Source organism: Paraburkholderia sprentiae WSM5005, from assembly GCF_001865575.2.
In the GTDB taxonomy this organism is placed as follows: domain Bacteria; phylum Pseudomonadota; class Gammaproteobacteria; order Burkholderiales; family Burkholderiaceae; genus Paraburkholderia; species Paraburkholderia sprentiae.
In genome coordinates this window covers 1,700,196-1,724,894 of record NZ_CP017561.2, presented here as the reverse complement: position 1 = coordinate 1,724,894, position 24,699 = coordinate 1,700,196, and the positions used below count along the sequence as shown (strand labels likewise).

23 protein-coding genes are annotated in these 24,699 nt (G+C 61.6%); 8 read left to right on the top strand and 15 right to left on the bottom strand.

What is annotated here, in order from left to right; all coding sequences use genetic code 11:
* Position 1: 1 nt before the first annotated feature.
* From BJG93_RS07860 to BJG93_RS07850, 3 genes are all read right to left on the bottom strand, one after another.
* Positions 2–883, bottom strand: coding sequence for an MOSC domain-containing protein (locus BJG93_RS07860; protein WP_027197750.1), 882 nt, complete (start codon positions 881–883; stop codon positions 2–4).
* Between the two features lie 131 nt (positions 884–1,014).
* Positions 1,015–1,269 carry a hypothetical protein gene (locus BJG93_RS07855; protein WP_082194635.1) on the bottom strand — a complete coding sequence of 85 codons (255 nt, stop codon included), beginning with the start codon at positions 1,267–1,269 and terminating at the stop codon, positions 1,015–1,017.
* Positions 1,253–3,187 carry a chloride channel protein gene (locus BJG93_RS07850; protein ID WP_027197749.1) on the bottom strand — a complete coding sequence of 645 codons (1,935 nt, stop codon included), beginning with the start codon at positions 3,185–3,187 and terminating at the stop codon, positions 1,253–1,255. Before BJG93_RS07850 ends, BJG93_RS07855 begins: the two co-directional genes overlap by 17 nt.
* Before the next feature lie 337 nt (positions 3,188–3,524).
* On the opposite strand from BJG93_RS07850, the gene BJG93_RS07845 reads away from it, so the two are divergent.
* From BJG93_RS07845 to BJG93_RS07835, 3 genes are all read left to right on the top strand, one after another.
* Positions 3,525–3,782 (top strand): hypothetical protein, encoded by a 258-nt coding sequence (locus tag BJG93_RS07845; RefSeq protein ID WP_154671825.1) that lies wholly within the window; start codon positions 3,525–3,527, stop codon positions 3,780–3,782.
* Positions 3,783–4,136: 354 nt separating this feature from the next.
* A complete protein-coding gene (locus BJG93_RS07840; protein ID WP_027197747.1) occupies positions 4,137–4,541 on the top strand; it encodes a heme-binding protein in 405 nt (134 codons plus the stop codon).
* Between the two features lie 80 nt (positions 4,542–4,621).
* On the top strand, positions 4,622–6,796 hold the full coding sequence (locus BJG93_RS07835; RefSeq protein ID WP_027197746.1) for a malate synthase G: 2,175 nt from the start codon (positions 4,622–4,624) through the stop codon (positions 6,794–6,796).
* A gap of 71 nt (positions 6,797–6,867) precedes the next feature.
* Here the strand turns inward: BJG93_RS07835 and galU are convergent, their stop codons facing one another.
* Both galU and BJG93_RS07825 read right to left on the bottom strand, forming a co-directional pair.
* Positions 6,868–7,785, bottom strand: a complete 918-nt coding sequence (gene galU, locus BJG93_RS07830) for a UTP--glucose-1-phosphate uridylyltransferase GalU (protein ID WP_051374395.1) — start codon at positions 7,783–7,785, stop codon at positions 6,868–6,870.
* A gap of 213 nt (positions 7,786–7,998) precedes the next feature.
* On the bottom strand, positions 7,999–8,142 hold the full coding sequence (locus tag BJG93_RS07825) for a hypothetical protein (RefSeq protein WP_167544146.1): 144 nt from the start codon (positions 8,140–8,142) through the stop codon (positions 7,999–8,001).
* 257 nt (positions 8,143–8,399) lie between these two features.
* Between BJG93_RS07825 and BJG93_RS07820 the strand changes: the two genes are divergently transcribed.
* On the top strand, positions 8,400–9,647 hold the full coding sequence (locus BJG93_RS07820; RefSeq protein WP_027197745.1) for an acyltransferase family protein: 1,248 nt from the start codon (positions 8,400–8,402) through the stop codon (positions 9,645–9,647).
* Positions 9,648–9,870: 223 nt separating this feature from the next.
* Here BJG93_RS07820 and BJG93_RS07815 read toward each other — a convergent pair whose 3' ends face one another.
* The 4 genes from BJG93_RS07815 to BJG93_RS36695 all read right to left on the bottom strand — a co-directional run bounded on the left by BJG93_RS07815 (position 9,871) and on the right by BJG93_RS36695 (position 12,428).
* Positions 9,871–10,365 (bottom strand): OmpA family protein, encoded by a 495-nt coding sequence (locus BJG93_RS07815; RefSeq protein ID WP_027197744.1) that lies wholly within the window; start codon positions 10,363–10,365, stop codon positions 9,871–9,873.
* A complete protein-coding gene (locus BJG93_RS07810; protein ID WP_231337446.1) occupies positions 10,362–11,075 on the bottom strand; it encodes a M35 family metallo-endopeptidase in 714 nt (237 codons plus the stop codon). Before BJG93_RS07810 ends, BJG93_RS07815 begins: the two co-directional genes overlap by 4 nt.
* A 39-nt stretch (positions 11,076–11,114) precedes the next feature.
* Positions 11,115–11,525: a hypothetical protein gene (locus BJG93_RS07805; protein ID WP_027197742.1), complete on the bottom strand. Its 411-nt coding sequence runs from the start codon at positions 11,523–11,525 to the stop codon at positions 11,115–11,117.
* A 93-nt stretch (positions 11,526–11,618) separates the two neighbouring features.
* Positions 11,619–12,428, bottom strand: a complete 810-nt coding sequence (locus tag BJG93_RS36695; RefSeq protein WP_231337477.1) for a hypothetical protein — start codon at positions 12,426–12,428, stop codon at positions 11,619–11,621.
* Between the two features lie 439 nt (positions 12,429–12,867).
* Between BJG93_RS36695 and BJG93_RS36395 the strand changes: the two genes are divergently transcribed.
* Positions 12,868–13,173 carry a lysozyme inhibitor LprI family protein gene (locus tag BJG93_RS36395; RefSeq protein ID WP_407675291.1) on the top strand — a complete coding sequence of 102 codons (306 nt, stop codon included), beginning with the start codon at positions 12,868–12,870 and terminating at the stop codon, positions 13,171–13,173.
* A 163-nt stretch (positions 13,174–13,336) separates the two neighbouring features.
* Here the strand turns inward: BJG93_RS36395 and BJG93_RS07795 are convergent, their stop codons facing one another.
* The 3 genes from BJG93_RS07795 to BJG93_RS07785 are packed head-to-tail and all read right to left on the bottom strand — an operon-like array spanning position 13,337 to position 19,514.
* On the bottom strand, positions 13,337–15,790 hold the full coding sequence (locus tag BJG93_RS07795; RefSeq protein ID WP_027197741.1) for a glycosyltransferase family 4 protein: 2,454 nt from the start codon (positions 15,788–15,790) through the stop codon (positions 13,337–13,339).
* On the bottom strand, positions 15,787–17,253 hold the full coding sequence (locus tag BJG93_RS07790; protein WP_027197740.1) for a flippase: 1,467 nt from the start codon (positions 17,251–17,253) through the stop codon (positions 15,787–15,789). Before BJG93_RS07790 ends, BJG93_RS07795 begins: the two co-directional genes overlap by 4 nt.
* A 59-nt stretch (positions 17,254–17,312) precedes the next feature.
* Positions 17,313–19,514 (bottom strand): NHL repeat-containing protein, encoded by a 2,202-nt coding sequence (locus BJG93_RS07785; protein ID WP_027197739.1) that lies wholly within the window; start codon positions 19,512–19,514, stop codon positions 17,313–17,315.
* Between the two features lie 488 nt (positions 19,515–20,002).
* On the opposite strand from BJG93_RS07785, the gene BJG93_RS07780 reads away from it, so the two are divergent.
* Genes BJG93_RS07780 through gmd form a run of 3 tightly spaced genes read left to right on the top strand, consistent with a single transcriptional unit; the run spans position 20,003 to position 22,937 of the window.
* On the top strand, positions 20,003–21,085 hold the full coding sequence (locus BJG93_RS07780; RefSeq protein ID WP_027197738.1) for an acyltransferase family protein: 1,083 nt from the start codon (positions 20,003–20,005) through the stop codon (positions 21,083–21,085).
* Positions 21,082–21,837 (top strand): SGNH/GDSL hydrolase family protein, encoded by a 756-nt coding sequence (locus BJG93_RS07775; protein ID WP_027197737.1) that lies wholly within the window; start codon positions 21,082–21,084, stop codon positions 21,835–21,837. Before BJG93_RS07780 ends, BJG93_RS07775 begins: the two co-directional genes overlap by 4 nt.
* A gap of 56 nt (positions 21,838–21,893) precedes the next feature.
* Positions 21,894–22,937 (top strand): GDP-mannose 4,6-dehydratase, encoded by a 1,044-nt coding sequence (gmd, locus tag BJG93_RS07770; protein ID WP_027197736.1) that lies wholly within the window; start codon positions 21,894–21,896, stop codon positions 22,935–22,937.
* A gap of 42 nt (positions 22,938–22,979) precedes the next feature.
* Here the strand turns inward: gmd and BJG93_RS07765 are convergent, their stop codons facing one another.
* The 3 genes from BJG93_RS07765 to BJG93_RS07755 all read right to left on the bottom strand — a co-directional run bounded on the left by BJG93_RS07765 (position 22,980) and on the right by BJG93_RS07755 (position 24,683).
* Positions 22,980–23,345 carry a response regulator gene (locus BJG93_RS07765; RefSeq protein WP_027197735.1) on the bottom strand — a complete coding sequence of 122 codons (366 nt, stop codon included), beginning with the start codon at positions 23,343–23,345 and terminating at the stop codon, positions 22,980–22,982.
* Positions 23,346–23,415: 70 nt separating this feature from the next.
* The gene (locus tag BJG93_RS07760; RefSeq protein ID WP_027197734.1) at positions 23,416–23,955 is read right to left on the bottom strand and encodes a hypothetical protein; all 540 of its coding nucleotides are present in this window, start codon (positions 23,953–23,955) and stop codon (positions 23,416–23,418) included.
* Entirely contained in the window at positions 23,952–24,683 is a 732-nt protein-coding gene (locus BJG93_RS07755) for a methyl-accepting chemotaxis protein (protein ID WP_027197733.1), read from the bottom strand. Before BJG93_RS07755 ends, BJG93_RS07760 begins: the two co-directional genes overlap by 4 nt.
* Positions 24,684–24,699 lie beyond the last annotated feature (16 nt).

Genomic DNA, 24,699 nt, shown 5'->3' with positions numbered 1-24,699 from the left:
CTCAGTCGCCGAACCCCAGTTCCGCATCGATTTGCTGCCCGATCCGCAGCCAGGCCCCCGCCCCGCTCGCGACCAGCGCGTTGTTGCCGAACGTGACCGCGCCGTCGAAGCGTTCGCTCACGCGGTAGCCGAGCATCGTGTCGGTCGGCTCGTTCGGCCAATCGGGATCGGGTGCGCCGCGCGCCTGATCGATGGTCGGCATCGGGCAGCGCGAGCACAGCTTGACCAGACGCAACTCGACGCGCGCGCTCGAGTCCGCATTGGCGTCGACGGCGAGCGTCTCCACATAGTCCTCTTCATACGCATCGAGGCCGCTGAGCACGATGTTGGGCCGAAAGCGATCGATCCCGATCGACGGCGCGCCTTTACCGTTCAGGCGCGCGTTCAGATCGTCGAGCGAAGCCTGGCCGACCACCAGCAGCGGAAAGCCATCGGCAAAAAAGGTCGTGGCGCCGCCGGTGCTGTCCGTATAGTCGCGATCGACGATGCGTTCGCGCTCGGGATCGAAACGCAGCAGGCGCGCGGGCAGACCGAGGAACTCCGTGAACCAGGCCGCCGTTTCCGCGCCGGTGTCGAGCCCGTAGGCCGCGTCGCGCCACACCGCGGTGTCGATCTTTGGGGCAGCCGCGAGCCGCGCGACATCGAGCGGTGTGCGCAGCTCGCGCATGCCCGGCGCGCTCACGATCAGATCGTGCTCGCCGATTTCGGCCTTGATCAAGGCCATGCGCGGATACGCGCGCTGCGTGAACATCGCGCCTTCAGGATCGACGATCATCCAGTTGCGGTCGTATTCGAGGCCGGTCGCCAGCAGGCGCGCCTCGCCAAGCGCGATGCCGGCGCAGGATTTGATCGGATAGACGAACAGCTCGCTGATGATAGGCATGGTTGCACGCACGTGAGAGCGCAGTTTTCGGTAAAGACGAGGGACTGAAAATAACGCCGTATGGTACCGAAATTAGTGCGGCCGTGGACGCGCGTACCGCTAACTGCGCAGCGCACGACGCGCGGAGCGGTTCAAAGTCCGAAGAACCAAAGCCGCACGTCCTCTTCCTCCGACCATATCTGCACGTCCAGCATCTCGTCGAATTCGACCGGCTCGCCCCGGTACATGCAGCAGAATCCGCGCGCGGTGCGGTAGACGATCACCCACTCGCGTGGGTCGGGGAGCGCATCGGCCGAGCGGCCCTCCGGCGCGGTACCGGACTGTGCAGCGTGCGCAGCCGTCTTGAACCACTCGCGCAACGTATGCCACTCAGTTTTCAGCTTCACTGTCGCTCACCTTGAAAGCCTTGCCGTGCGCGGTATGCGAAGCATCGTTGACGCGCACGGATTGCGTTGACGGCGCGATCCACCCACGGTCCCGGCGCGGAAAAATGTCGATACTTCGCGCGACGGCGTCCGCAATATGCTCCTTCGCAATAACGCCGAAAACATCGAACGCGCCGTCCACGGCAGAATCCGCGACGACCACCGCCATGACCGCTCGGCGCCGCTGGAGTTCGCTGATCACTTCGAACGCCGCATCGGAGCGCTTCACTACGATGAAGTTGCGATGCGCGAGTTGCCCGATCGTGACCGTCGGATTGTCGTGGCTGACCGCGCGGCGCAGGCCCGTGTTGATACGCAGCACGCCGTACAGCATGCCCGCCTTCGTGACGACGATGTGCCGGAACGGCGCGATGCCCATACGGTCGAGGAGATCGCGAAACGGCACGTCCGCGCGGAGCACCAGTATGTCGGCCTCCATGATCGCCGCCGCGCTTTGCACGAGAAACATATTGGCGTGCAACGCATTCGGAATGACATGACCGCGTCTGACGAGCTTCGCCGTGTAGATCGTCTCGCGCGAGAGGAGCCGGCGGGTGCCGATGCTGAACGCGACCGCAAGTATCATCGGCAGCACGATGTCATAATCGCGCGTCATTTCGAAGATCATCGCCACTGCGGTCATCGCGGCACCCGTGCCGCCCGCGACCACCGCCCCCATGCCGACCATCGCGAATGCCGGCACACTGACCGGAGCGGCCGGCACCAGCAGATGGAATAGGGACGCCATCGCGGCGCCCAACGTCGCGCCGATGAACAGTGATGGCGAGAACACGCCGCCCGAGGAACCGGAGCCGAGGCTCACCGAGGTCGCGGCCATCTTGCACAGCGCGAGCAGCAGCAGGAACAGGCCGCCTTGCAACTGTGCATTGAGCGTTGCCTGGATCGTTGCGTAGCCTACGCCTTCCACGTAGTAGTGGCCCGCGTAGCGCATCAGCAGATACATCATTACGCCGACGAACAGCATGCCTAGCGTGTGGCGCGCATAACGTCCCGGAACGCGATCGAATGCGTCCTCCGCCCAGTGCAATGCGCGTATCAGCAAGGCGGCAGCCACGCCGGCGGCGACCCCGAGCAGCGCGTAAAGCAGCAGCGTAAACCCGCTCGCGAGATGGTTATCGAGCGCGCCGAGCTGAGGGGGAACCAGGAAAGCCGCCGCGCCGCCAAGGAATAGCCGCCCCACGAACGTGGCGGTGCCGGTTGCCAGCGCAACCGGCAGAAAGGTCCCCACGCTGATTTCCGGCATCATCAGTTCGGTCGCGAACAGTACGCCGCCAATCGGCGTATTGAACGTCGAGGCGATGCCGGCCCCCGCGCCGCTCGCAACGAGAATGATCCGCTGACTGGCGGGTATCCGCAGCCACTGGCCCAGCGTCGAGCCCAGCGCGGAACCGATCTGGATGATCGGACCTTCCCGGCCCACTGCCGCACCGGTGCCGATCGCGATCGCCGATGCAAGCGACTTGACGACCGCGACCACCGGCCGGATCACGCCGCCCCCGAAGTAGATCGCGTCCATCACTTCCGGCACGCCATGCCCTTTCGCTTCCGGTGCGAAGCTGTTGACCAGCCACGTGACCGCCAAGCCGCCCACTACCGGCACGAGAATCACCCACGCGCCCCACGGCGACGGCGGGGTAAACTGGCTCGCGTCGTACAGCGGCGAAAGACGTCCGAGAAACGCCGCATTATGGATCGTGCCGATCAGCATCCTGAACAAGACCGCGCCAAAACCGGTCACGATCCCGAGGCAGAACGCCAGCATGCTCATGCGATACAGGTCGAGCGGCTTCACGACTTCTTCCGCGTTTTCAGGAGGCGCCGAATCTCCTTCATTGCCGTCGAGCTTCGTGGGGTCCATATCCCGCCTCTCCTCGGATGACAACACCGTGGCCTCGTTCGACCGGGTAAACAGGCCTCGGCAATCATGTCATACCGTGCCATGCACTATAGTCCCATCAACGCGCGTTCACCAACCTTGACGGTCGTAGCGCGGTACGGAGAAAGCTTTTAAGCCTGCTTTAATCGGCACTGCATAGATTGAAAGCGTACCAGGCGTGCGCTGCCTTCAACGAGCCAACCATCGATTCGCTACCGCCGGCGCGGCGCAATCTCGGTCTCGGCAGTGCCCTGCTCTGCGAAGCCGATAGACCGTTGACGGGCACGTTCCTGGTTCTCTCGCACAAGGAGGACAAATCATGCGTACGCTGTCTGCACTATGCGCTGGAATATGTTTGGGCTTCGCCCAGCTTGCTATCGCCCACCCCAGCTCGAACATCGTCCTGAAAACCGGGTGCAAGGATTTCTCCGCGATGGCCGTTCATCGCCGCGCCCCGATCGCTGACTGGGTAGCACCGCCGGCTCGATATCGTGTTCCCCGGACCGACAGCGCGATCATCGTCAACGCTGCCGCCCCGGTTGGCCTCATCGTGGACGAGTGCCGAAAACCGACCTGAGTCAGGTCGAATTCGCATCGAACCTCTTTTCGAGCGTATCGCCAGTTTCGGCTGCCCTTCGCTGGTTTCGACCGGTCCGTGGGCGGCCAACCGGTGTTCGCGCCGCCCGTGCGCGGGTCGGGTTTCAGGCGTTGCGGCGGCGGTGTCGGGCGCATGGGCCGAGCCGCCCGGGGAAGCCGCCGTTTCGCGCTGCCTCGCGCGGAAGTAAAATCGTCGAATCTGGCGCGCGCCGGAGAGCCGCACGAACCTGGCAACGGAACTGCCCGATCTCCCCAAGCTACGCCGCGCCAGTCACTGATCGTGCCTGCACCAGCTACCCTCCCTCCCATCAATCACCGAGACAGGATATTCATGATGCTGAGCAAACCCGTGTTGACCGTCACCGAGACGACCCGCATTGTCGATGCCGCCCGCGCGGAAGCCGAGAAGAACAAGTGGCCTGTCGCGATCGTGGTCGCGGACGACGGCGGCCATCCGCTCGCGGTGCTGCGTCTCGACGGCGCGGCGCCGTCGACCTCGTATATCGCCACCGAGAAGGCGCGCACCGCGGCGCTCGGCCGGCGCGAAACCAAGGTCTATGAAGACATGATCAACAACGGCCGCACCGCGTTCCTCAGCGTGCCGTTGCAGGGCACGCTCGAAGGCGGCGTGCCGGTGATCGTCGACGGCCACGTGGTCGGCGCGGTCGGCGTGTCGGGCGTCAAGTCCGAGCAGGATGCGCAGATCGCGAAGGCGGGCATTCAGGCGCTCGGCGTCTAAAGCGCCGAGCGGCACAGCAATCCCGTGGCACAACGCGGACCGATGCCCCCTCATCGGTCCCACAACAGATGGAGCAGTCGATGACTCAGATGAACCCGCGCGGCGGACTGCAGGTCGCCGCCAACCTCGACCAGTTCGTTGAAACCGAAGCCCTGCCCGGCACCGGAATCGACAGCGCCGCCTTCTGGTCGGGTTTCGACGCCCTCGTGCACGAGCTGGCGCCCAAAAATCGTACGTTGCTCGCCGAGCGCGAGCGCCTGCAAAGCGAACTCGACAACTGGCATCGGGCCAATCCCGGCCCGGTGCGCGATCCAGGCGCGTACCGGGCGTTTCTCGAAGGGATCGGCTACATCGTGCCGGTGCCCGCCAGCGTCAAAGCCACGACCGACCACGTGGACAGCGAAATCGCCGAGCAGGCCGGCCCGCAGCTGGTCGTACCGCTATCGAATCAGCGCTATGCGCTGAATGCCGCGAACGCGCGCTGGGGCAGCCTGTACGACGCGCTGTACGGCACCGACGCGATTCCCGACACGGACGGCGCGGCAAAGCAGAAAGGCTTCAACCCGGTGCGCGGTGCCGCGGTGATCGCGTATGCACGCAAGTTCCTCGATCAGGCCGCGCCGCTCGCGAACGGCTCGCATGGGGACGCGACGCGCTATAGCGTCGAACATGGCCAGCTCGTCGTCGCGCTGAAGAGCGGCACCAGCGCGCTCGCGACACCCGCGCAATTCGTCGGCTATCAGGGCGACGCGAGCGCGCCGTCGGCGGTGCTGGTCAAGCACAACGGCCTGCATGTCGAGATTCAGATCGATGCGAACGATTCGATCGGCAAGACCGATGCCGCTCACGTCAAGGACATCGTCGTCGAAGCGGCGGTCACCACGATCATCGATTGCGAGGACTCGGTCGCAGCCGTCGACGCCGACGACAAGGTGCAGCTCTATCGCAACTGGCTCGGCCTGATGAACGGCGACCTGACCGAAGAGGTCACCAAGAACGGCAAGACCTTCACGCGCCGGCTCAACCCCGATCGCGAGTACACCAGCGCGGACGGCAAGTCGCAGGTCAAGCTGCATGGCCGCTCGCTGCTGTTCATCCGCAACGTCGGCCACCTGATGACGAACCCGGCCGTGTTGACGAAAGACGGCTACGAGATTCCCGAGGGCATTCTCGATGCGGTGATCACGACGCTGTGCGCGCTGCGCGACCGCCACAACAAGCTGAACTCGCGCACCGGCTCGATCTATATCGTGAAGCCGAAGATGCACGGGCCGGCCGAAGTCGCGTTCGCGAGCGAGTTGTTCGCGCGCGTCGAAGACCTGCTGAAGCTGCCGCGCAACACGATCAAGATGGGCATCATGGACGAGGAGCGCCGCACCAGCGTGAACCTGCTCGCCTGTATCGCCGAAGCGTCGGCGCGCGTCGCGTTCATCAACACCGGCTTTCTCGATCGCACCGGCGACGAGATGCACTCGGCGATGGAAGCGGGGCCGATGATGCGCAAGGGCGACATGAAGTCGAGCACGTGGATCACGTCGTACGAACGCAGCAACGTGCTGGTCGGCTTGAGCGCGGGCTTGCGCGGCCGCTCGCAGATCGGCAAGGGCATGTGGGCGATGCCCGACCTGATGCACGCGATGCTGGAACAGAAGATCGGCCATCCGAAGGCCGGCGCGAACACCGCGTGGGTGCCCTCGCCGACCGCCGCGACGCTGCACGCGCTGCACTATCACCAGGTCGACGTGCAAGCGGTCCAGCAGGAGCTCGAACGCACCGATTACGCGACGGTGCGCGACGAACTGCTCGACGGCCTGCTGACGATTCCGGTCGTCGAAAACGCGCAATGGAACGACGACGAAATCCGCGCCGAACTCGACAACAATGCGCAGGGCATTCTCGGCTACGTGGTGCGCTGGATCGACCAGGGCGTCGGCTGCTCGAAGGTGCCGGACATTCACAACGTCGGCCTGATGGAAGACCGGGCAACGCTGCGCATTTCGAGCCAGCACATCGCCAACTGGCTGTATCACGGCGTGGTCAAACGTGAGCTCGTCGAAGAGACGTTCAAGCGCATGGCCAAAGTGGTGGACGCGCAGAATGCGGGTGATCCGCTGTATCAGCCGATGGCGCCGGGGTTCGACATGATCGCGTTCAAGGCCGCGCAGGCACTGGTATTCGAGGGCCGCCAGCAGCCGAGCGGATATACCGAGCCGTTGCTGCACAAGTTCCGGCTCGAAGTGAAGAAACAGCGGTAACGCCGTCCGGCCGAAAACGACAACGGGCGCCGCGCAATGCGACGCCCGTTTGTCTTTCAGGCTACCTCAGTTCACGCGGCTTCGGCCGTCAATTGCGCCGCCTCGCCGCCTGACACTTCGTTTTGCAGATACGCCTGCAGATACGCCTCGAATTCAGCCTTCACCTCGGGATGGCGCAGCGCGAATTCGACAGTCGCCTTCAGATAGCCGAGCTTGCTGCCGCAATCGAAGCGTGTGCCGAAGTAGCGGTACGCGAGCACCTGCTCTTCGGTCAGCAGCGACTGCACCGCGTCGGTCAGTTGCAGCTCGCCGCCCGCGCCCGGCTTCAGCGCGCGGATGTGCTTGAAGATCGTCGGCATCAGCACATAGCGGCCCACCACGCCGAGGTTCGACGGCGCCTGGTCCGGCGCCGGCTTCTCGACGATGCCCGACAGCTTGATCACGTTGTCTTCCCACTCCCGACCGTCGACGACGCCGTACGAGCGGCTGTCTTCGCGCGCGATCGTTTCGACGCCGATCACCGAGCTGTGATAGTGATTGAACGTATCGACGAGCTGGCTCATCACCGGCTTCGTACTATGCAGCAAGTCGTCCGCGAGAATCACCGCGAACGGGCTGTCGCCCACGAGTTTTTCGGCGCACAGCACCGCATGGCCGAGACCGAGCGCTTCGGCCTGGCGCACGTAAAAGCAGTCGACGTTGGCCGGCTTGATGCTGCGCACGAGATCGAGCAGCTTCTGCTTGTTGCGCGCTTCGAGTTCGGATTCGATCTCATAGGATTTGTCGAAGTGATCTTCGATTGCGCGCTTGCTGCGGCCCGTCACGAAGATCATTTCGGTGATGCCGGCGGCGATCGCTTCTTCGACGGCGTACTGGATCAGCGGCTTGTCGACGATCGGCAGCATTTCCTTCGGACTTGCTTTGGTAGCCGGCAGGAATCGTGTCCCGAGGCCCGCTACGGGAAACACGGCTTTGGTGACTTTCAGCATGGTAGGCATTCCCACATCGGTTAGAAATTGGTGTGTTCGCGCACTTGGCGGTCGGACAATTCGCATATTTATTGCAATGCGGTATTGTGAAGAAACTGATGAAACTATTACGTATTGTGTTGTCGGCCGTTAATGACGAATCCGAAAATCTTACCTCTCGGGCGACCGTCGACATTGCACGCCCGGCGATTCAACGAGCGGTCCAACAGCGCGTCATTCCTGTTCGTCGACCGGCGGGAGCTTGCCTGGGTTCATGCGATGACGACGGATCGGCTCGTTGCGCAACGCATCCCGGTAGGCGGAGGCGGCCACCAGGATCAGCAGGACGGCCACGCCGGCCAGTAAATGCAGGTTCATGACTTCACCTCGAATCAGAAAATCCGTGGCTTAAATTAGCACGACAAAAGCGACAAATAATTCGGCGTTGCATACGCCGATGCGCAATTACAATTCGTCACAAAATCTATTCGGCATCCAATCAGAAATGCAATTTTTTATCGATTTTTTCGGAATCGCTGTGCTTTAGCATGGATGCGTCGCGGGCTCGTAAGACGCCAGCTCGAACGCTGCTTGCGCGTCAATTCTTCTTTTCCCGATTCAGATGAGGACCGCATATGAGCGACCCAGCACTGGATGCCGCCGGCTCGTCCCTGCCCCTGCCTGCGCCGCCGCGCCGGCAAACAAGCCCGCCCGCGGCGGGCGCGCGCGGCGATGCGCGTATCGACAGCGCCAGCAAGGAGCACGTGATCGACGCGATGCGGGGCTTCGCCGCGCTGCTGGTCGCCTACTTTCATTGCCGCCAGATCGTATGGGTCGGCATGCAGGCGTTTCATCAGAGCGCCGGACATTCATTGAGTCCCGGTACGCTTGCTGCATATCTGACGTTTCCGATCGCTTGGGGCTCGGCCGGTGTGCCGATGTTCTTCGTGATCAGCGGCTATTGCATCCATCGCGGCGGCGCGCTGCGGCTCGCGGACAATCCCGCTTACCGGCTCGATGCGGGCAACTTCTGGTTGCGGCGCTTCGCGCGCATTTACCCCGTGTTGCTCGCGGCGCTGGTGCTGACTTTCGCGCTCGATTCATTGAGCCTGCAATTGCCACCCGTCAGCCACAAGATTCGCGACATCGGTCTGCACGCGTTTCTGGTCAATCTGTTCTCGCTGCAGGGCGTGGCAGGGAAAACCTATGGCTCGAACGGTGCGTTGTGGACGCTGTCGCTCGAAGTGCAGTTCTATGCGATCTATCCGCTGCTGTTCGTGCTACGCAGACGCATCGGCATGAACGCCGTGCTTGCGCTCATCGGCGCGATCAACGTGGCGTCCGCATACGGGTTGGAACGCCACGATCTGCAGTTCTTCACGTCGTACTGGTTCTCATGGACGCTCGGCGCGTGGATCGCCGACGCCAAAGCGCGCAGCGCGCGAGCGGCGCGTGCGCCTGCATCGCTGTACGCGCTCGCGGCGGCCTTGATCGCGGCCGGCTGCGTCGCGTTTCATTTCGGTCAGTACGGCGCGTTCCAGATATGGGCGCTCGGCTTCGCGTGCTATCTGTACAAGGCGCTCGATGTGCGCAATGACCCGCAACGCGAAGCGAGCGGCGGGCTCGCGCTGCTTCGCGCAGCGTCGCACGCGCTGTCGCGCCTGCTGTCCCGCGTCGGTGACTTCAGCTTCTCGTTGTATCTGATCCATCTGCCGATCTTCGTGCTGCTGTCGGCATGGCTGTTTCGTTCGTCGCTGCAGATGTCGATCTGGCCGTCGTTCGGCTATATGCTGGTCGCGGTGCCGTCCGCCTATGTGTTCTATCGGCTGGTTGAATTGCCTGCGATGAAGTGGTCGGCGAGTTTTAAGCGTGGAAGGCGCTAGCAGAACGAGGGCATCGGGTCACCCTCACCGTATTCATGGCGGCATGGCGAGACGGAAAATCAATCGCGGCTTGAGCGAGTTTTGAAGACCATCGCTAACGGCTTCGTGCTTACCGGCATCGAGTTCATCGGCGATGTCGCCTATGCCCAGTCGTGATGGTGCCGCTTGCCTGCCTGACCTGTCTATGAATGGGCCCCGCTTCGGCGGAGCCGTGTTCGTGTGCTTACGGGTTGATAACCTTGCTGCGTGGCGTCACCCTTGGATCGCCGCACATCCAGGCGCAGCTACCGTTACAGATCGGCTTGAACTCTACGAAGACCTGACGGTAACTAAGTGTGCCATCAGGACGCTTGACTACCATTTCATCTGTGAAAGTATGCTTCTCGATCAGAATGTTTTCACTTCTGATACCAAGCTGCTGCAAATACACCTTGACGTTTCTAGCCCGGTCTTCTTTCAACTGATCCACATTGCGTTCTACCGCATATGCGCCAGCCACGATAACCGCCTGAATCTGAACGTCGGGCCATTTTTTCGCCTCAATTACAGCATCCGTAATTGCGAGCCTGTTTGCGTTAGTCAGCGCAGTTGTATTGAATGGCAGCGCTATCTCCGCTTCTTCCCCGATAGTACATGCGCCAGCCGATCCATAAAGACAAGTCAAAATGGCAAGCGCTACGATCACAACACTGCTCCTCACTTTCAGCTTCTTGCTCATCTGATATTTCTCCCATCGAATGTTGCAATATAGCCGGTTATGTTGTCTGCATTTCTGATTGCGATATCAGGATGATTTTTTGCGAAATGCTTCGCTCCTGACTCCGTATCTGCATATACCTCATCGATCGAATTAAAAGTATCCCTATAGTGGGTACACTCGTGAATCAACGTCTTGATCTTGCACTCGTGAAACAACTCGCCCTGTGAGATACTGCAAAACTTCGAATAGATAGCGATAACACGCTTTTCGGAATCGGGTTTGCACACTGCGGCGTGATTGACGCCGCTATCTGGCGCGACTGAGCATGTAAGACTCCTGCTCAGTTCGCTATCCCATCGAACAATCTTTTCTGGCACAAGCTCCTGCATCGCAGTTAGCAGGCGCGGTAGACCGGCAGCCAAAGTGCTTCGGATCTCGTCATCCGCGCGAGCGAAATAGATTTCGGCTCGGTCCCGCTCTTTTACGTCCCAACGTGCCACTGCTGCAATGCGGTCCCTAATCAACGAAACGCCGGCATCGCGTGCCCGCATGACGTCATTTCTGAATTCCTTGTTGCTCATGTTTGGGCAGATAGGCGTCGTATTAATTATGACATTGGCTATTGACCCGGGAGTTGCATTGGTAATCGCTGTGCCGACCTCGGTCCATTCTTCATTCTGGTCGGTCATGAAGTAGTGGCTATTTTTGTTCAAAAATTCATTTGTCATCTGTTTTCCCTTAGCAAAAAGACTCAACTCCTCTGCGCCCTATGACCCGGCAACTTCGATCGAGACCTGCTTTGCGTTATCTGTTGAAACACGCTGGGTGCGCCCTTGGGCATCCGTGACACCTTTCGCAAGGACCCTTGAACCGGCGCGTATCCGGTAACACACCCCAGCCTGTCGATTGCCAGTGAAGTCTCTTAGCTCGAACCGCTCATTGAACCGATCGGGGGCACGCTCGCGACAATCGCACGCCCATGCGTAACCCAAAGCTTCGGCCATCTCGTAACCATTTGAATACGACTTCAGCCTATCGAATGGAAACCATTCGCCGGTTTCGGCGTTCAGCGCCATTGCGGACGGCATTGGCGCGAAGTTTGGGTAGACTGAATAGGTGATACGGCAAAGCAGGCACTCCTCCTTGCCCCCGGTTTCATCCTGTTTCTCTTGTTCCATTTGACCTCCGCTGATCTTCCAAAAAAACACCCGATGAATTAATCATGCACGGTCGGGGTGCATTTCCGCAACCTGCTAAAGGACGTGCTCGCTTCACTTTCCGTCGCAGCAATTATTAGGACAACCGGGGGATAGTTCAATCTCCGCACGTCTGACCTTTTCGGACGGCTCGACGAAATAATCAAGGGGCTTGTAGATTCCAGCCCGGACATCGTATGAAGTTTCAGTAAGATCAAACTGCATGAGTATTGCCTTTGCAGTATCCGCACGTTGCACTGCCAATTTCTTCGGTTCTTTTTCGCTTGCCTCGGCCAATCCACCGATGGACAGCACCTCTTGAATAGGATACTTAAGGCGCATGTCGATGGCCCAATTTGCCAATTTTAAAACTTGACCCGCCGATACCTGAGTCGAATTTCTTTCAAAATACAAATCGATATTTTGACCGGGAAGATTATGAGACGTATTGCATGCCTGTGCGCTGATAGACAGCAGCCAAAATGTCAAGGCACCAAATTTAGTATTCGTATGCGACGTATCCGGCCAGGCTGTCTGCGGTATTAATTGCTTGCCGTGGGTTTTCTTGCCCCCAGATTGCCAAGAATTTGGTGATCGTATATTTCCAATCTTTGCTGCCAAAAGTGTCCGTAAAGTGCATACACTCATGAATGATCGTTGACAGCTTCGAGGCGCCTCCCGACGTGAAATCACGGGTTTCGCAAAAAATCTCGTGAATACTAATGGTATGCGTGGTTGCCTATCGAATGGAAACCATTCGCCGATTTCGGCGTTCAGCGCCATTGCGGACCGCATTGGCGGGAAGTTTGAGTCGACTGAATCGGTGATACGGCAACGCAGGCGCTCTTTCTTGCCCGCGATCTCATCCTGTTCCGGCTGTTCCATTTGACCTTTCTTGATTTTTCAGAACACACCCAAGGAATTAACCATCTAAAGCACGACACAGTCAACGACTTTAAATTGAGATAAAGCTTTTTTGACGGATTTGACAATAATGGTTATGTGAACCTCATGCTCACGCGCATCTTTCCGGTGTAGCAACACAACAAAAAGGCTCAATTCTGTATTTTGTTGTCTGTAGCGGTCGGAACCACGCGCTCAACAATTGGATAGCAAGAACTATCGCCAGCGTTTGTCAAAATCACTCTATTTCGAATTAAATCTATTGACTGCGATCCGATTATCCGATCAATTTTCCCGGCGCACCTTGGTAGCTCAGAAAACGTCCAATCGAGCCGCAAGAAAGCGGGAATATTGGGACGCCTACGGCGAGCCCGGAGACTTGGTTGCATACCAGATCACATAGTCGATTTTTTATGACTTCGTGGCGCGGACGCGATACACGGTTCACTGTTTATGTTATTATTTTCCCGTAATTAGAAATGTTTCGTTAATCCCAGAAGATCTCCAAAATAACAATGCGGATTTGAAGTTGAGCGACGAATCGCCTGCTTTGCCATATTTCGAGGCGGATCAACAACATTGGCAAGCGTTTCGCAATAACGAGCGTTACGCTGATATGCACTCACCATGTCAGGCGTCAATGCGTTATATGACATTTCGAGACTGCATGACCCGAATAACAAATAACAGGCTGGATCATCTGCCCATGCCTGACGCAGACAACTAACGGAAACCGGCCGCCCAGCCATGCCGCATGGATTTGGCGCGGATCACTCCACCACCCGCACAGCGACAAAAAAAACGGAGCGAAAGCCGTTCAAGACTTTCGCTCCGCTACGCCAAGCAAGGACTGGCCAAGCCCTCGTCTACCCTCGCGTAAAATCACCTCATCACCGCGCTGCCACGCCCGTCAGAATCTGCGCGACCCCATCCACATAGCTGCGCGTGCCGAAGCGCTCCTGCGCGGTTCGATAACCGTTCTTAACCAGTTTCTCGCGCAAGTCGCCGTTCGAGCGCAATTCGGCGAGCGTATCGGCAAGCGCATGCGCATCGCCCGGCGTACACAGCACGCCGTTCTGGTAGTCGTCGATGATTTCGAGCACGCCGCCGGCGCGCGACGCCACGACCGGCCGCTGCGCGAGCATGCCCTCGACGATCACGCGGCCGAACGGCTCCGGCGTGATCGACGTATGCACGACCGCGTCGACCGCGCACATGCAGGCGGCGATATCGTGCTGGAAGCCGAGAAAATGCACGCGTCCGCCAAGTTCGTGCGCGGCGACGAACGAGCGCAGTTCGCTCTCGTACTGGTCCTCGCCGAACAGCGCCGCGCCGACCAGCACCGCATGCATCTGCGGATTGAGCACCATTGCTTCGAGCAGCACATGCTGCCCCTTCCAACGCGCAAGCCGGCTGAACGAGCCGACGAGAAAGGCGTCGCGCGGCAGATTCAGACGCTCGCGCAGCACGGCTTGCGGCACCGCGCGCAACGCGTCGAACGGCTCCGCGGCAATCCCGTTGAACACGACGTCGATGCGACCGCTGTCGAACTGCGTGAGCTTCGCGAACGCCTGCGCCGACGCGGCCGAATTGGCGATCACATGCGTGAGGCCGAGCCGCGCGCACCACTTGATGATCGCGAGCTGCTTGCCGCCGAAATGCTCGGCGCTGACGATGTCGCGCAGATGCCAGACCACCGGCCGTCGCGCGAGCTTGCCGGCCACCGCGCCGATCACCATCGCGCGCTGCGTGTTCGCGTAGATCACGTCGACCTTGCGCGCGCGTCTTGCGGTGGCGCGCACGAGCGATATGAGCCCTTTCAGCGCCTGGCCTTTCGGCAGCGAACCACCCTGCTTGCGCACATTTTTCAGTGCACCAGCATCGAGCACGGTGACCTCGACGCCGGCCTTCGCGAGCGCGGTGTTGAACGGACCATCGTCGAACAGCACGACTTCGATGCGCGAGCGCAGCGCCTTGACGATTTCGAGCAGCGACAGCTCCGCGCCGCCGAGTACGCCGCTCTGATCGACGGCGAGAATGCGCGGCACGTTCGCCGCGCTCGGCGCGCCCGGCCGATACGGCGTATAGGCCGGCAGCGTCGCCGTGCGCAACGCGGGTACCGACGCGCGCACAAGCGAGAAAAAGCGCTCACGGAAATGCGCGGCCGAAAACCGCTCGGCGTTGCCGCGGCAATTTTCCGGCAGCAAACGGTGCGCGACCTCGTCGAAACGATTGACCGCCGCGATGATCGAGTCGGTATCCTGCTCATCGAAGAACATGCCGGTCGGCTTCGGTTCGGACAGGTCGCGCACGGTTTCGAGCGCCCCGCCCTTGCCGTATGCGATCACCGGCGTGCCGCAAGCCTGCGCCTCGACCACCGAAATGCCGAAGTCCTCTTCGGCGGCGAACACGAATGCCTTCGCGCGGCTCATGCGGTCCTTCAGCACCTCGAACGGCTGATAGCCCATGATCTCGACGTTTGGCCCCGCCTTCGCGCGGACCTTCGCCATCTCGGGTCCATCGCCGATCACGACGAGCCTGCGCTCGGGCATCTGCGCGAAGGCCTCGACGATCAGATCGATTTTCTTGTACGGCACCATGCGCGACGCGGTCAGATAAAAGTCTTCCTTGTTCGTGCACAGCGTGAACGCGTCGACGTCGACCGGCGGGAAGATCACCTGCGCGTCGCGCTGATACACCTTCCTGATGCGTCGCGCGATGAACGCCGAGTTCGCCACGAAGCCGTCCACCGAGTTCGACGTGCGGATATCCCAGTTGCGCATGTAATGCAGAATCAGCCGCGCCAGCGCCGACTTCGGGCCGTTGGTCAGCTTCGACTGCTGCAGATACTGATGCTGCAAATCCCACGCATAGCGGATCGGCGAATGCACGTAGCTGATATGCACCTGATCGGGACCGGTCAGAATGCCCTTGGCGACTGCGTGGCTGCTCGAAATCACGACATCGTAAGCCGACACGTCGAGCTGCTCGATCGCGAGCGGCATCAGCGGCAGATACGAGCGGTACTTGCTGCGCGCGAGCGGCAGCTTCTGGATGAACGACGTCGTCACCGGCTTGCCGCGCAGGAAGCTGCGATCGTCGAGAAAGTCCACGAGGCTGAACAGGTCCGCATCGGGAAAGCACGCGATGATCTGCTCGAGCACTTTCTCCGCGCCCGCGTAGGTGACGAGCCAGTCGTGCACGATCGCGATGCGCACGTTTTTGCTCGCGCGTTGCGCATGACGGCGCGGTGCCGGTTGCACGCCGGGCACGCTCGTCAGTTCGTCGAGCGCGCTGCGCGTCGGGGGCCTCAACAGATCTTTTTCAAGGACGTCTTGATTCATGCGCTTCTCCTCGGATTCAGTCGCAGTAGCAGTGAACGCGCAAGAGTGCGCAAGGCGGGCGTCATCGTGATCGACCACGCGACGTTCGCGCCGACCATCAGCACGCCGGCGGCGATCGCGAGCGCGAGGCTCGGCACGAAGCTCGCGAGCCACAGGCTGGCGAGCAGAAAGGCGAGATGGGCGAGCATGTCGAGGACGATCTGGCGTGCGCGGATCGCGGCGAAATGCAGCAGCACCGCGTAGTCGAATAGCGCGCGAGCCGCGACCGTGACGGCCGCGCCGGTCAGCCCGAAATGCGTGATCCCGAACCACAACGCGCCGGCGAAAAGCGGCAGCTCGACGAGGCCGACCCGCGCGGCCGTGGCGGGATTGACCTGCGACTGGATCAGGATGCGCGTGACGTTCGCCTGACCGACGAGCCACACGGCGACGATCATGATGCGGCCCACGGGCGCCGCGACCGTCGCGATCTCATTGCCGACCCACAGGTGCAGGAACGGTTCGAGCACCAGCATGGCGACGAGCGCGACCGGCGTGAACACGCCGTTGAGAAATTCGAGCGACTGCTGCGTGATCGTGTCGGCGTCCGCGCGGCCGACCGCTGACAGGCGCGGAAACAGCGTACGCACCAGCGCGGTCGGCACGATGTTCAGACGCGTGACGAGATTCTGCGGCACCGTGTAATACGTGACGAAACGCGCGCCGAGCCGTGAACCGAGCATCACGCGATCGAGCGAATCCGCGACCATCGTCGTCACGCTCGCGATCAGCATCCAGCCGCCGAAGTTGAACAGCCCCTTCGCGACGCCGAGCCGCGGCGGTTCAATGCTGCGTATTTCAAGCACTTTGAGCGCGTAGCGCCCGAGCAGCAACGCTGCGAGAATCCGCGCGACGACTGCCGCGGCGAGCACGTTCTGCAAAGTCGCGCCGAGCCACAGCGCGGCGCCGAGCGGCAGCAACTGGAACAGGAAGGTGCCGATCGTCTGGTTCGTGTTGTAGATGCCGAAGCGTTCCGCGCCATTGATCGCGCCCGCGAACACCCACGACACATTCGCGATCGGAATCGCGACCGCGAGCCACGGCAGCGCCATATAGACTTCGTGCTGCAATTCGGGCGATACCTTGGTGAAATAGGCGGTGTACAGGAACGCGCCGAAGTAAATGATCAGACCGCCGATCACGCCGGTCGCCAGATTGAGCCACGTCGCGCTCCAGAACACGCGCGCGCTTTCCTGCTGATCGCCCGACGCGCGCGCTTTCGAAATATGGTTCTGTGCCGCCATGCTCATGCCGAGATCGAGAATCCCGAAGTAGCCGATCAGCGTCCACACGAGACTGATCACGCCGTAGCGCTCGACGCCGAGCAGCCGGATATACGCCGGCACCGTCACGAGCGACACGAACGTCGGCAGCACGAGCCCGAAAAAATTGATCGCCACGTTCCTGAGAATGCCTTTGTCCATCGAATCCCTTTGTTGCGGTTAGATTGCGCGCGGTGCTGCGTCAGCGAGGCCAACGCATATCAAGGCTTCCAGCGATACATCAGCACCTTGCCGCGCGCGTCTTCCTCGACGAACACCAGGTACTCGCCATCGCTGCGCCTGGCCGCGCTGATTCCGTTGGGCACGTCGACCCAACCTGTCGCGCGGCCCACTTCCGGGCCCGGCCGGATCACGCCGAGCTCCTTGCCGCTGTCCTTGTCCCACACGTGCACCGCGCCGACCGGCTCGACGCCGAACACGTATCGACCCTCGACGGTGAAGCCGATGATCGTCGCGATCGGCTTGCTCTGCGTCTGCCACGGCAGCGCAATCGCATAGCGCTGCACCGGCTTGCCGCTCGACCATTTGTCGTAACGCACCAGCTCGCGTCCCACTTCTTTCCAGAAGCCTTGCGCGCTTGGCATGTCGGCCGTATAGCCGCTCACGTACATCGTGTCGGTGTCCGGTTCATAGATCGCGCGATGCAGGTCGGTGAACGGCGGCGGCACCGGGTACTGCGTCAGGTTCGAGTACGAGTAGAGCGGGTTGCCCTTCGCATCGAGTCCGCCGAAGCGGAAGCGGTAGATGCCCTTGGTGTCCCGCGTGCGCCAGATGTCGCCAGCCGAATCGACCCACCAGCCCCAGCCGCCCGCGAGCTTCGTGCCGCTCGTGTTCAGCGTGTATTCGTCGCGATCGAAGCGCCCGTCCCCATTCGCATCGCGCCAGATCCAGTCACCCCCCGGCGGCGCATTCGGCACCTTCGCGACCGCGCGCTCGCGGCCCGCGATAAAGCCCGAAGGAATCGCGGTCTCGCCGTCGTGCTGCGGGTCGAAGCGATAAATCTTCAGATGGTCCGCATACATGTCGGTCAGATAAAGGAACGTGTGCCCCTTCAGCCGCCGGGCGATCGGCAGGCCCGGATACTGGTCGGTATCGAACACCGGGTCGTCCGGATACTTGAACCGATTCGAGAGGAATCCCGCATATTTCCAGTCCTGTCCCGACGGCTTCGACAGATCGAGTTCGAAGCGCTTGTTGCCCGTGTAAACGCTGTCGGGCCGGCCCGGATCGATCCACGCGCCGTCGACGAACAGCAACCCCTCGACCTGCCAGTTGCGCTTGCCGTCCGCCGCATAGCTTTCGAGCGTTGCGCCGAGGCCCGCGCCGATCGGCTCGTAACGCGGACCGATGCCATTGGTCGACACGTACACGTTGCCGCGCGCGTCGGCACCCACGCCAGTCAGCCCGTTGAATCGCAACGGCCCCGGCTTGCCGGTGACGCCGCTGAAAATGCCGCCGCGCTCGCCGAGCGTGCCCGACTCGGTGTAGCGGCCGTCGCGCTTCGTGAAGAACAACACCTGCTGGCGCGGACCGTTGTCGGCGATCAGGATGCGGTCTTGCGCATCGACGGCGAGGTCGACCGCGACCGTTCCGGTCGGCAGCGTGACCGTCTCGTCGATGCGCTGACCGCTTGCCGTGTAATGCTCGATACCCGGCGCGCGATCGCCGCGGGTGCCGCTCAGCACCCATAGCGTGCCGTCGGGCGCGAGCGCGATACGGCCGGGCTCGTGCACGTTCCACGTCGCTTTCTGCTGCATCGACTCGGCATCGTAGACTTCGATGCGATTGCGCGCGGTATTGGCCGCGAACAGCGTCGTGTCGTTCGCGGCGAGCCCGCGGATCTCCGCGTTCGTGCCGGTCGGCACTTCGTTCATCATCAGAAAGCCGGCCGCGAGCTGCGCATGCGGGTCCGTGTTCTTCGCGGCGCGCTGAAACGGCGCGACGCGCTTCGGATCGTCGATCAGACGCCGCGAAATGCCGAACCATTGCTTGCCCTTGTCCGGCCACACGCCCGGTTCGACCAGGTGCCCCTTCTCATTGCCGACCGTGATCGCGACGAACGCATACTTCCGGTTGACCGCGATCGCATTACCGCCGGCGTTGCCCCAGCCATGCGTGCCGCCCGCGAAGCCGAGCATCTTGCCGTCCTGGTACACGCTCGCTTCGGCGCCGCTTTCGTCCCACGGCGCGTTCGTGTACACCTTGCCGTCGGGCGAGACCGCGATCGCGGTGATATTGATTTGCGTCCATGTGCCATCGCCAAAGCCAAAGCTGTTGCCGATCCATGAGGTCTTCGCGTTCAGCGCGGTTTCGGCGCAAGCCGGCACACCGGCCAGTGCCGTGACGACGCCGGCGATGCAAGCCGTCGGCGCGAACCAGCTTTTGAACGTGAAACGAGGCAAGGCGGGTCCCCCAGTCGATGTCCGATCAACGCGATGCACGCGGACCTATGCCCGTTCGGGGCGAAATTCGGTGAATATGGCGACGCGAATCGAAGCGCAACCGATCGAAGCGGAGCGTCTGAAGACAGCCGTCCACACGGCTACATTACGCGGAAAAAATCCGGCGACGAAAAACGAAAATAATTCAAAAATATTCGTCGACTTATTCATCGGTAATTCGACGAATTTTTAAAAACCTATCACATCACCTAGCTGGCGTCGCTCGTCGTCGAGCGTAAGAATTTCCGCTGATTCCGGCGCGATGCCACGTGATCCGCAGCTATTGCACGCCACTAGATGCTCGCCACATAAACATATAATTCCGCAGAGAATGGATAAAGAAACACCCTGTTTCAATCTGATTCATTTAGCCCATTCCTGCCGGTTTTTTCTCGATTTTCTTTTCCCTAGAATCGATTTCCTATCCCGCTTTACCTCATGGACGGTTCATGACAGCCAGCGCATTGCCCCTCGCGCCCTCCCATTCCCGCATCGTGCAGCTCGACGGCCTGCGCGCGATCGCCGTGCTCGCGGTATTCGCGCAGCACGCGTTGAAGGCGCCGCTCTGGATGGGCGTCGATCTGTTTTTCGTTTTGAGCGGCTTTCTGATCAGCGGCATCCTGCTCGATCGCAAGTCGCGTCAGCAGTCGTATTTCAGCTATTTCTATGCGCGGCGCGCGCGCCGCATCCTGCCGCCGTATCTGCTGTTGATGGCCGTGTCGTCGGTGCTGTTCGGGCTCGCGTGGGCGCAGCACTGGTACTGGTACGCGTTTTTCGCGACCAATATCGGCGATGCGCTGAATCAAAGCGGTCACGACAGCCTCAACGTGCTGTGGTCGCTCGCGGTCGAGGAGCAGTTCTACATCTTCTGGCCGTTCGTGATCCTGCTCGTACCCGAGCGTCTGCTCGGCTACGTGGCGGCCGCGCTGATCGTGCTGGTACCCCTGCTGCGCGCGCTCGCGACACCGTGGTTCGATTCGTTCTGGCCGATCTATTACCTGACGCCGTTTCGCATGGATCTGCTCGCGGCCGGCGCGTTGCTCGCGGTCGCCGTGCGGCGCGATCGCAATGCGCTCGAACCGTTCAAGGGACTCGCGGTGCTCGGCGCGCTGGCCGCGCTCGCGGTGCTGGCGTGGCTGCACCTGCACTTCCCGCGTTTTCGCGCGGCGAATACGCCGTTGTCGAATGCGGGGCTTTATAGCATCTCATTGGTGCTGTGTACGTCGATCGTCGTGATCGCGCTGCAGAGCAAGGGCGTCGTGAAGCGGCTGTTGTGCAATCGCGTGCTCGTTTATATCGGCACCGTCAGCTACACGATCTATCTGATCCATCTGAGCGTGCTCTACATGGTGTGGCCGCTGCATCTGAATCGCTATCTGAGCGCCGCGATCGCACTCGCGATCACGCTCGTGTACGCCAGCATCACGTGGTTCGCATTCGAGAAGCGCTTGATTTTTGGCGCGCGCGGTGCAAGGACCACGACCAGCGCCGGCGCCAACGTTGCGCGGCAAGCACCGCAAAGCCGCGCATGAAACGCCAGGCTGCTATGGCTGCTCGCATGCTGGGCGTCGTGTCGGCACTGACGCTGCTCGCGCCGACCACGAGCGCGGCCACGGCCACCGCCGCGCCGGCAACGCGATCGTCGACACAACTGCTGATCGACGCCTACGGCGATTCGACCACGCTCGGCATCACCTGTAGCGAAGGCCACTGCGCCGCGCAAGCGCGCAACGCCGTGGCCTATCTGCAGCAAGCGTTGCACGAGCATGACGGCGAGCGCGTGCGCGTCACGAATTATGGCGTCGGCGGCACGACGGCCGCACAGTTGCGCGACGGCACCGGCAATCGCCGCGCCGGGCCGACGGCTGGCCTGCCGTGGCGCGAACGCCTCGCGGCATCGCCCGCGCGCATCGTGCTGATCAACTACGGCATCAACGAAGTGATGCAGAACCAGACGCCCGAGCAGTTCTATGCGGCCGAAACGACACTCGTGCAGACCGCGCGAGCGCTCGGCAAGGAGCCTGTCTTGCAGACCTCGAATCCGATGCCCGACAGCCGGATCAACGCGCGGCTCGCCGTGATGGTCGCCATGACACGGCGCGTGGCCGCCGAACAGCGCGTGCCGCTCGTCGACCAATACGGGTATGTGAGCAGCCTGCCCGACTGGAAAACGCTGATGTCGGACGGCGCGCATCCGAAGCCGGAGCTGTACCGGTTGAAGGCCGAGCAGGACTATCGGGTCGTCGAACCGTTGGTGCGGCGGCTGCTGGACGACACCCATTGAGCCACGCTGTCACGCCGCGTTCCGTTCCTTTCCATTCACAAACTAGAAGGCAAGCTATGAGCCAACCACGCAAAGCGATCATCACCGGCGTCTCCGGACAGGACGGCGCCTATCTGACCCGGCTGCTGCTCGACAAGGGCTATCACGTGACCGGCACCTACCGGCGCACGAGTTCGGTCAACTTCTGGCGCATGCGTGAGCTTGGTGTGCTCGACCACCCGAATCTGCGTCTGGTCGAGCACGACCTCACCGACCTCGGCTCGACGCTGCGTCTGCTCGACAGCACGCAGGCCGACGAGCTGTACAACCTCGCCGCGCAGAGCTTCGTCGGCGTGTCGTTCGACCAGCCCGCGACCACCGCCGAAGTGACCGGCATCGGCGCGCTGAATCTGCTCGAAGGCCTGCGTATCCTGAGCCCGAAAACGCGCTTCTACCAGGCATCGACCTCCGAGATGTTCGGCCTCGTGCAGGCGGTGCCGCAACGCGAAAGCACGCCGTTCTATCCGCGCAGCCCGTATGGCGTCGCGAAGCTGTTTGCGCACTGGTCGACGATCAACTATCGCGAGTCGTACAACCTGTTCGCGAGCAGCGGCATTCTGTTTAATCACGAATCGCCGCTACGTGGCCGCGAATTCGTCACGCGCAAGATCACCGACACAGTCGCGAAGATCAAGCTCGGCAAACAGGACGTGCTCGAACTCGGCAATCTGAGCGCCCAGCGCGACTGGGGTTTCGCGCTCGAATACGTCGAGGGGATGTGGCGCATGCTGCAGGCCGACGCGCCCGACACCTTCGTGCTCGCGACCGGCCGCACCGAAACGGTCCGCGATTTCGTGCGCATGGCCTTTACGGCGGCCGGCTATCAGCTGGAATGGTCGGGCAAGGATGAGCGCGAGACCGGCATCGACGTCGCGACCGGCAAGACGCTGGTGCGCGTGAATCCGAAGTTCTACCGGCCGGCCGAAGTGGACCTGCTGATCGGCTGCGCGGACAAGGCGCGCGATACGCTCGGCTGGCAAGCGCAAACCTCGCTCGAACAGCTGTGCCAGATGATGGTGCAGGCGGACATTGGCCGCAACGAGCATCACGATACGTTCTGATGCGGCACCGGTGTGCGGCGACGCTCGCCGCACACTGCCCCGTCAACCCGCCAGTTTCCTGAACGTCTCCAGCACCGCATCGCCCCTGAACGGCTTGACGATCCAGCCCTTCACGCCGGCCGCCTTGCCGCGCTCTTTCATCGCGGGGCTGCTTTCGGTTGTCAGCATGATCACGTTGACGGCCTTGTTCGCGAGTTCGCCGCGGATTTTTTCGACCATCGTCAGGCCGTCCATGTTCGGCATGTTCACGTCGCTGACGATCAGGCGGATGTTGGTATCCGTCTTCAGCTTGGCAAGGCCATCCTTGCCGTCGACGGCCGTCGCGACGTCGAGACCGTTTTTCGCCAGAAAACCCGCGACTTCATCGCGTACCGTGCTCGAATCGTCCACCACCAGAATCTTTGCCATCACCATTTCCTTGCGTCACCGACGCGTCGTATCAAATCGGATCGAGTTCGCCGGACTCGACGATGTGTTGCTAGAAGAGTTCGAGTTCGCCTTCGGCCTCGTCGGCCGTGGCGAGCTCAGCCTTGAAATCGAGTGGCATCTGCGCGCAAAGACATAGCGTGACGCCCAGGCGGACCGCACCGCCCATCATCAGCTCGTACGCCCACACGTGATCGGGCCGCAACTCGTCCAGATACTCGACACAGGCGCTGTTCAATTCATACGGCGTCGACATGCCGAGATCGGGGAAATGATTCACCAGTTGCTGGTTCATGTAGCCGCAACACAGATTGCCGAGCTCCATCAGCGTTTCCGACAGCGAGCGCGTCGTATCGCCGCTGGCGTAGTATTCGCGCGTCGCGTCGTCCTGGTCGAAGTGCAGCACGAACAGCAGACGAAATCCGATCGACGAGATCGTCAGCGCCATCGCGCAGGGTCCGGCCGGATGATCGCGACCCCACCTCGGCACCGCGGTGATCTCGCACGCGTCGCCCGGCGTGGCGGGCAATCGCGCGCGAGCCGCGTGACAGAAGATGTCCGCGATGCTTTGCTTGGCCTGATCGGCGATCACGCTGCGGCCTGCTCGAGCCGGGTTTGAAACTGGGCCGCCAGCACCTCGACGCCGCCGAGCGACGCCGTGATCATCTTGCCGCCGGCCTGGATGTCCTGGAACGTCGCGGCCGTCGTCAGGTCGTTGCGATGCAGGCTCTCGCGGTAGCTCTTCGACAACTCCTGCGAGCGCGAGGCCAACGAGCGCACTTCGCCCGCGACGATCGAAAAGCCGCGACCCGCGGTGCCGGCGCGCGCCGCTTCGATCGACGCATTCAGCGAAACGATCAACACGTGCTGCACGATCGACGACAGCTCCTGGTTCTTCTTGTGCATGTCGCGGTTCTGCGACATCAGCGAAATCATCTGCTCGTGCCAACGCTCGAACGTGATGGTCAGCGTTTTCAGGCGGGTCGCCTCCTGCGCGATGCGCGTCGCATGCTGCAGCCATTCGTCGCTTCGCGCGCTCGCGGCGTCGAGCGATGCCTGCAACGCGTCGCGATCGTGCGCGCCCTGCTCGGCCTGCGCGCGCAGATCGGCGAGCATCGCCTCGAGTGCGGCGCGCTCGCTGTTCGCCTGCTCGACGCGCCGGACCGTCGCGTCGAGTTGCTGTTCGAGGGCCTGCCGCGCGAGCGCGTCGAGACGCTGCGCTTGTGCGCCAGCGCGAAGCTTGCGACGATAAATCATTGCCGTGGCGAGTGCGCAGACGATACCGCCAAGGCCTGCGGCCAGAAGATAACTTTCAAGCACAACCTGCTCCCTTCGC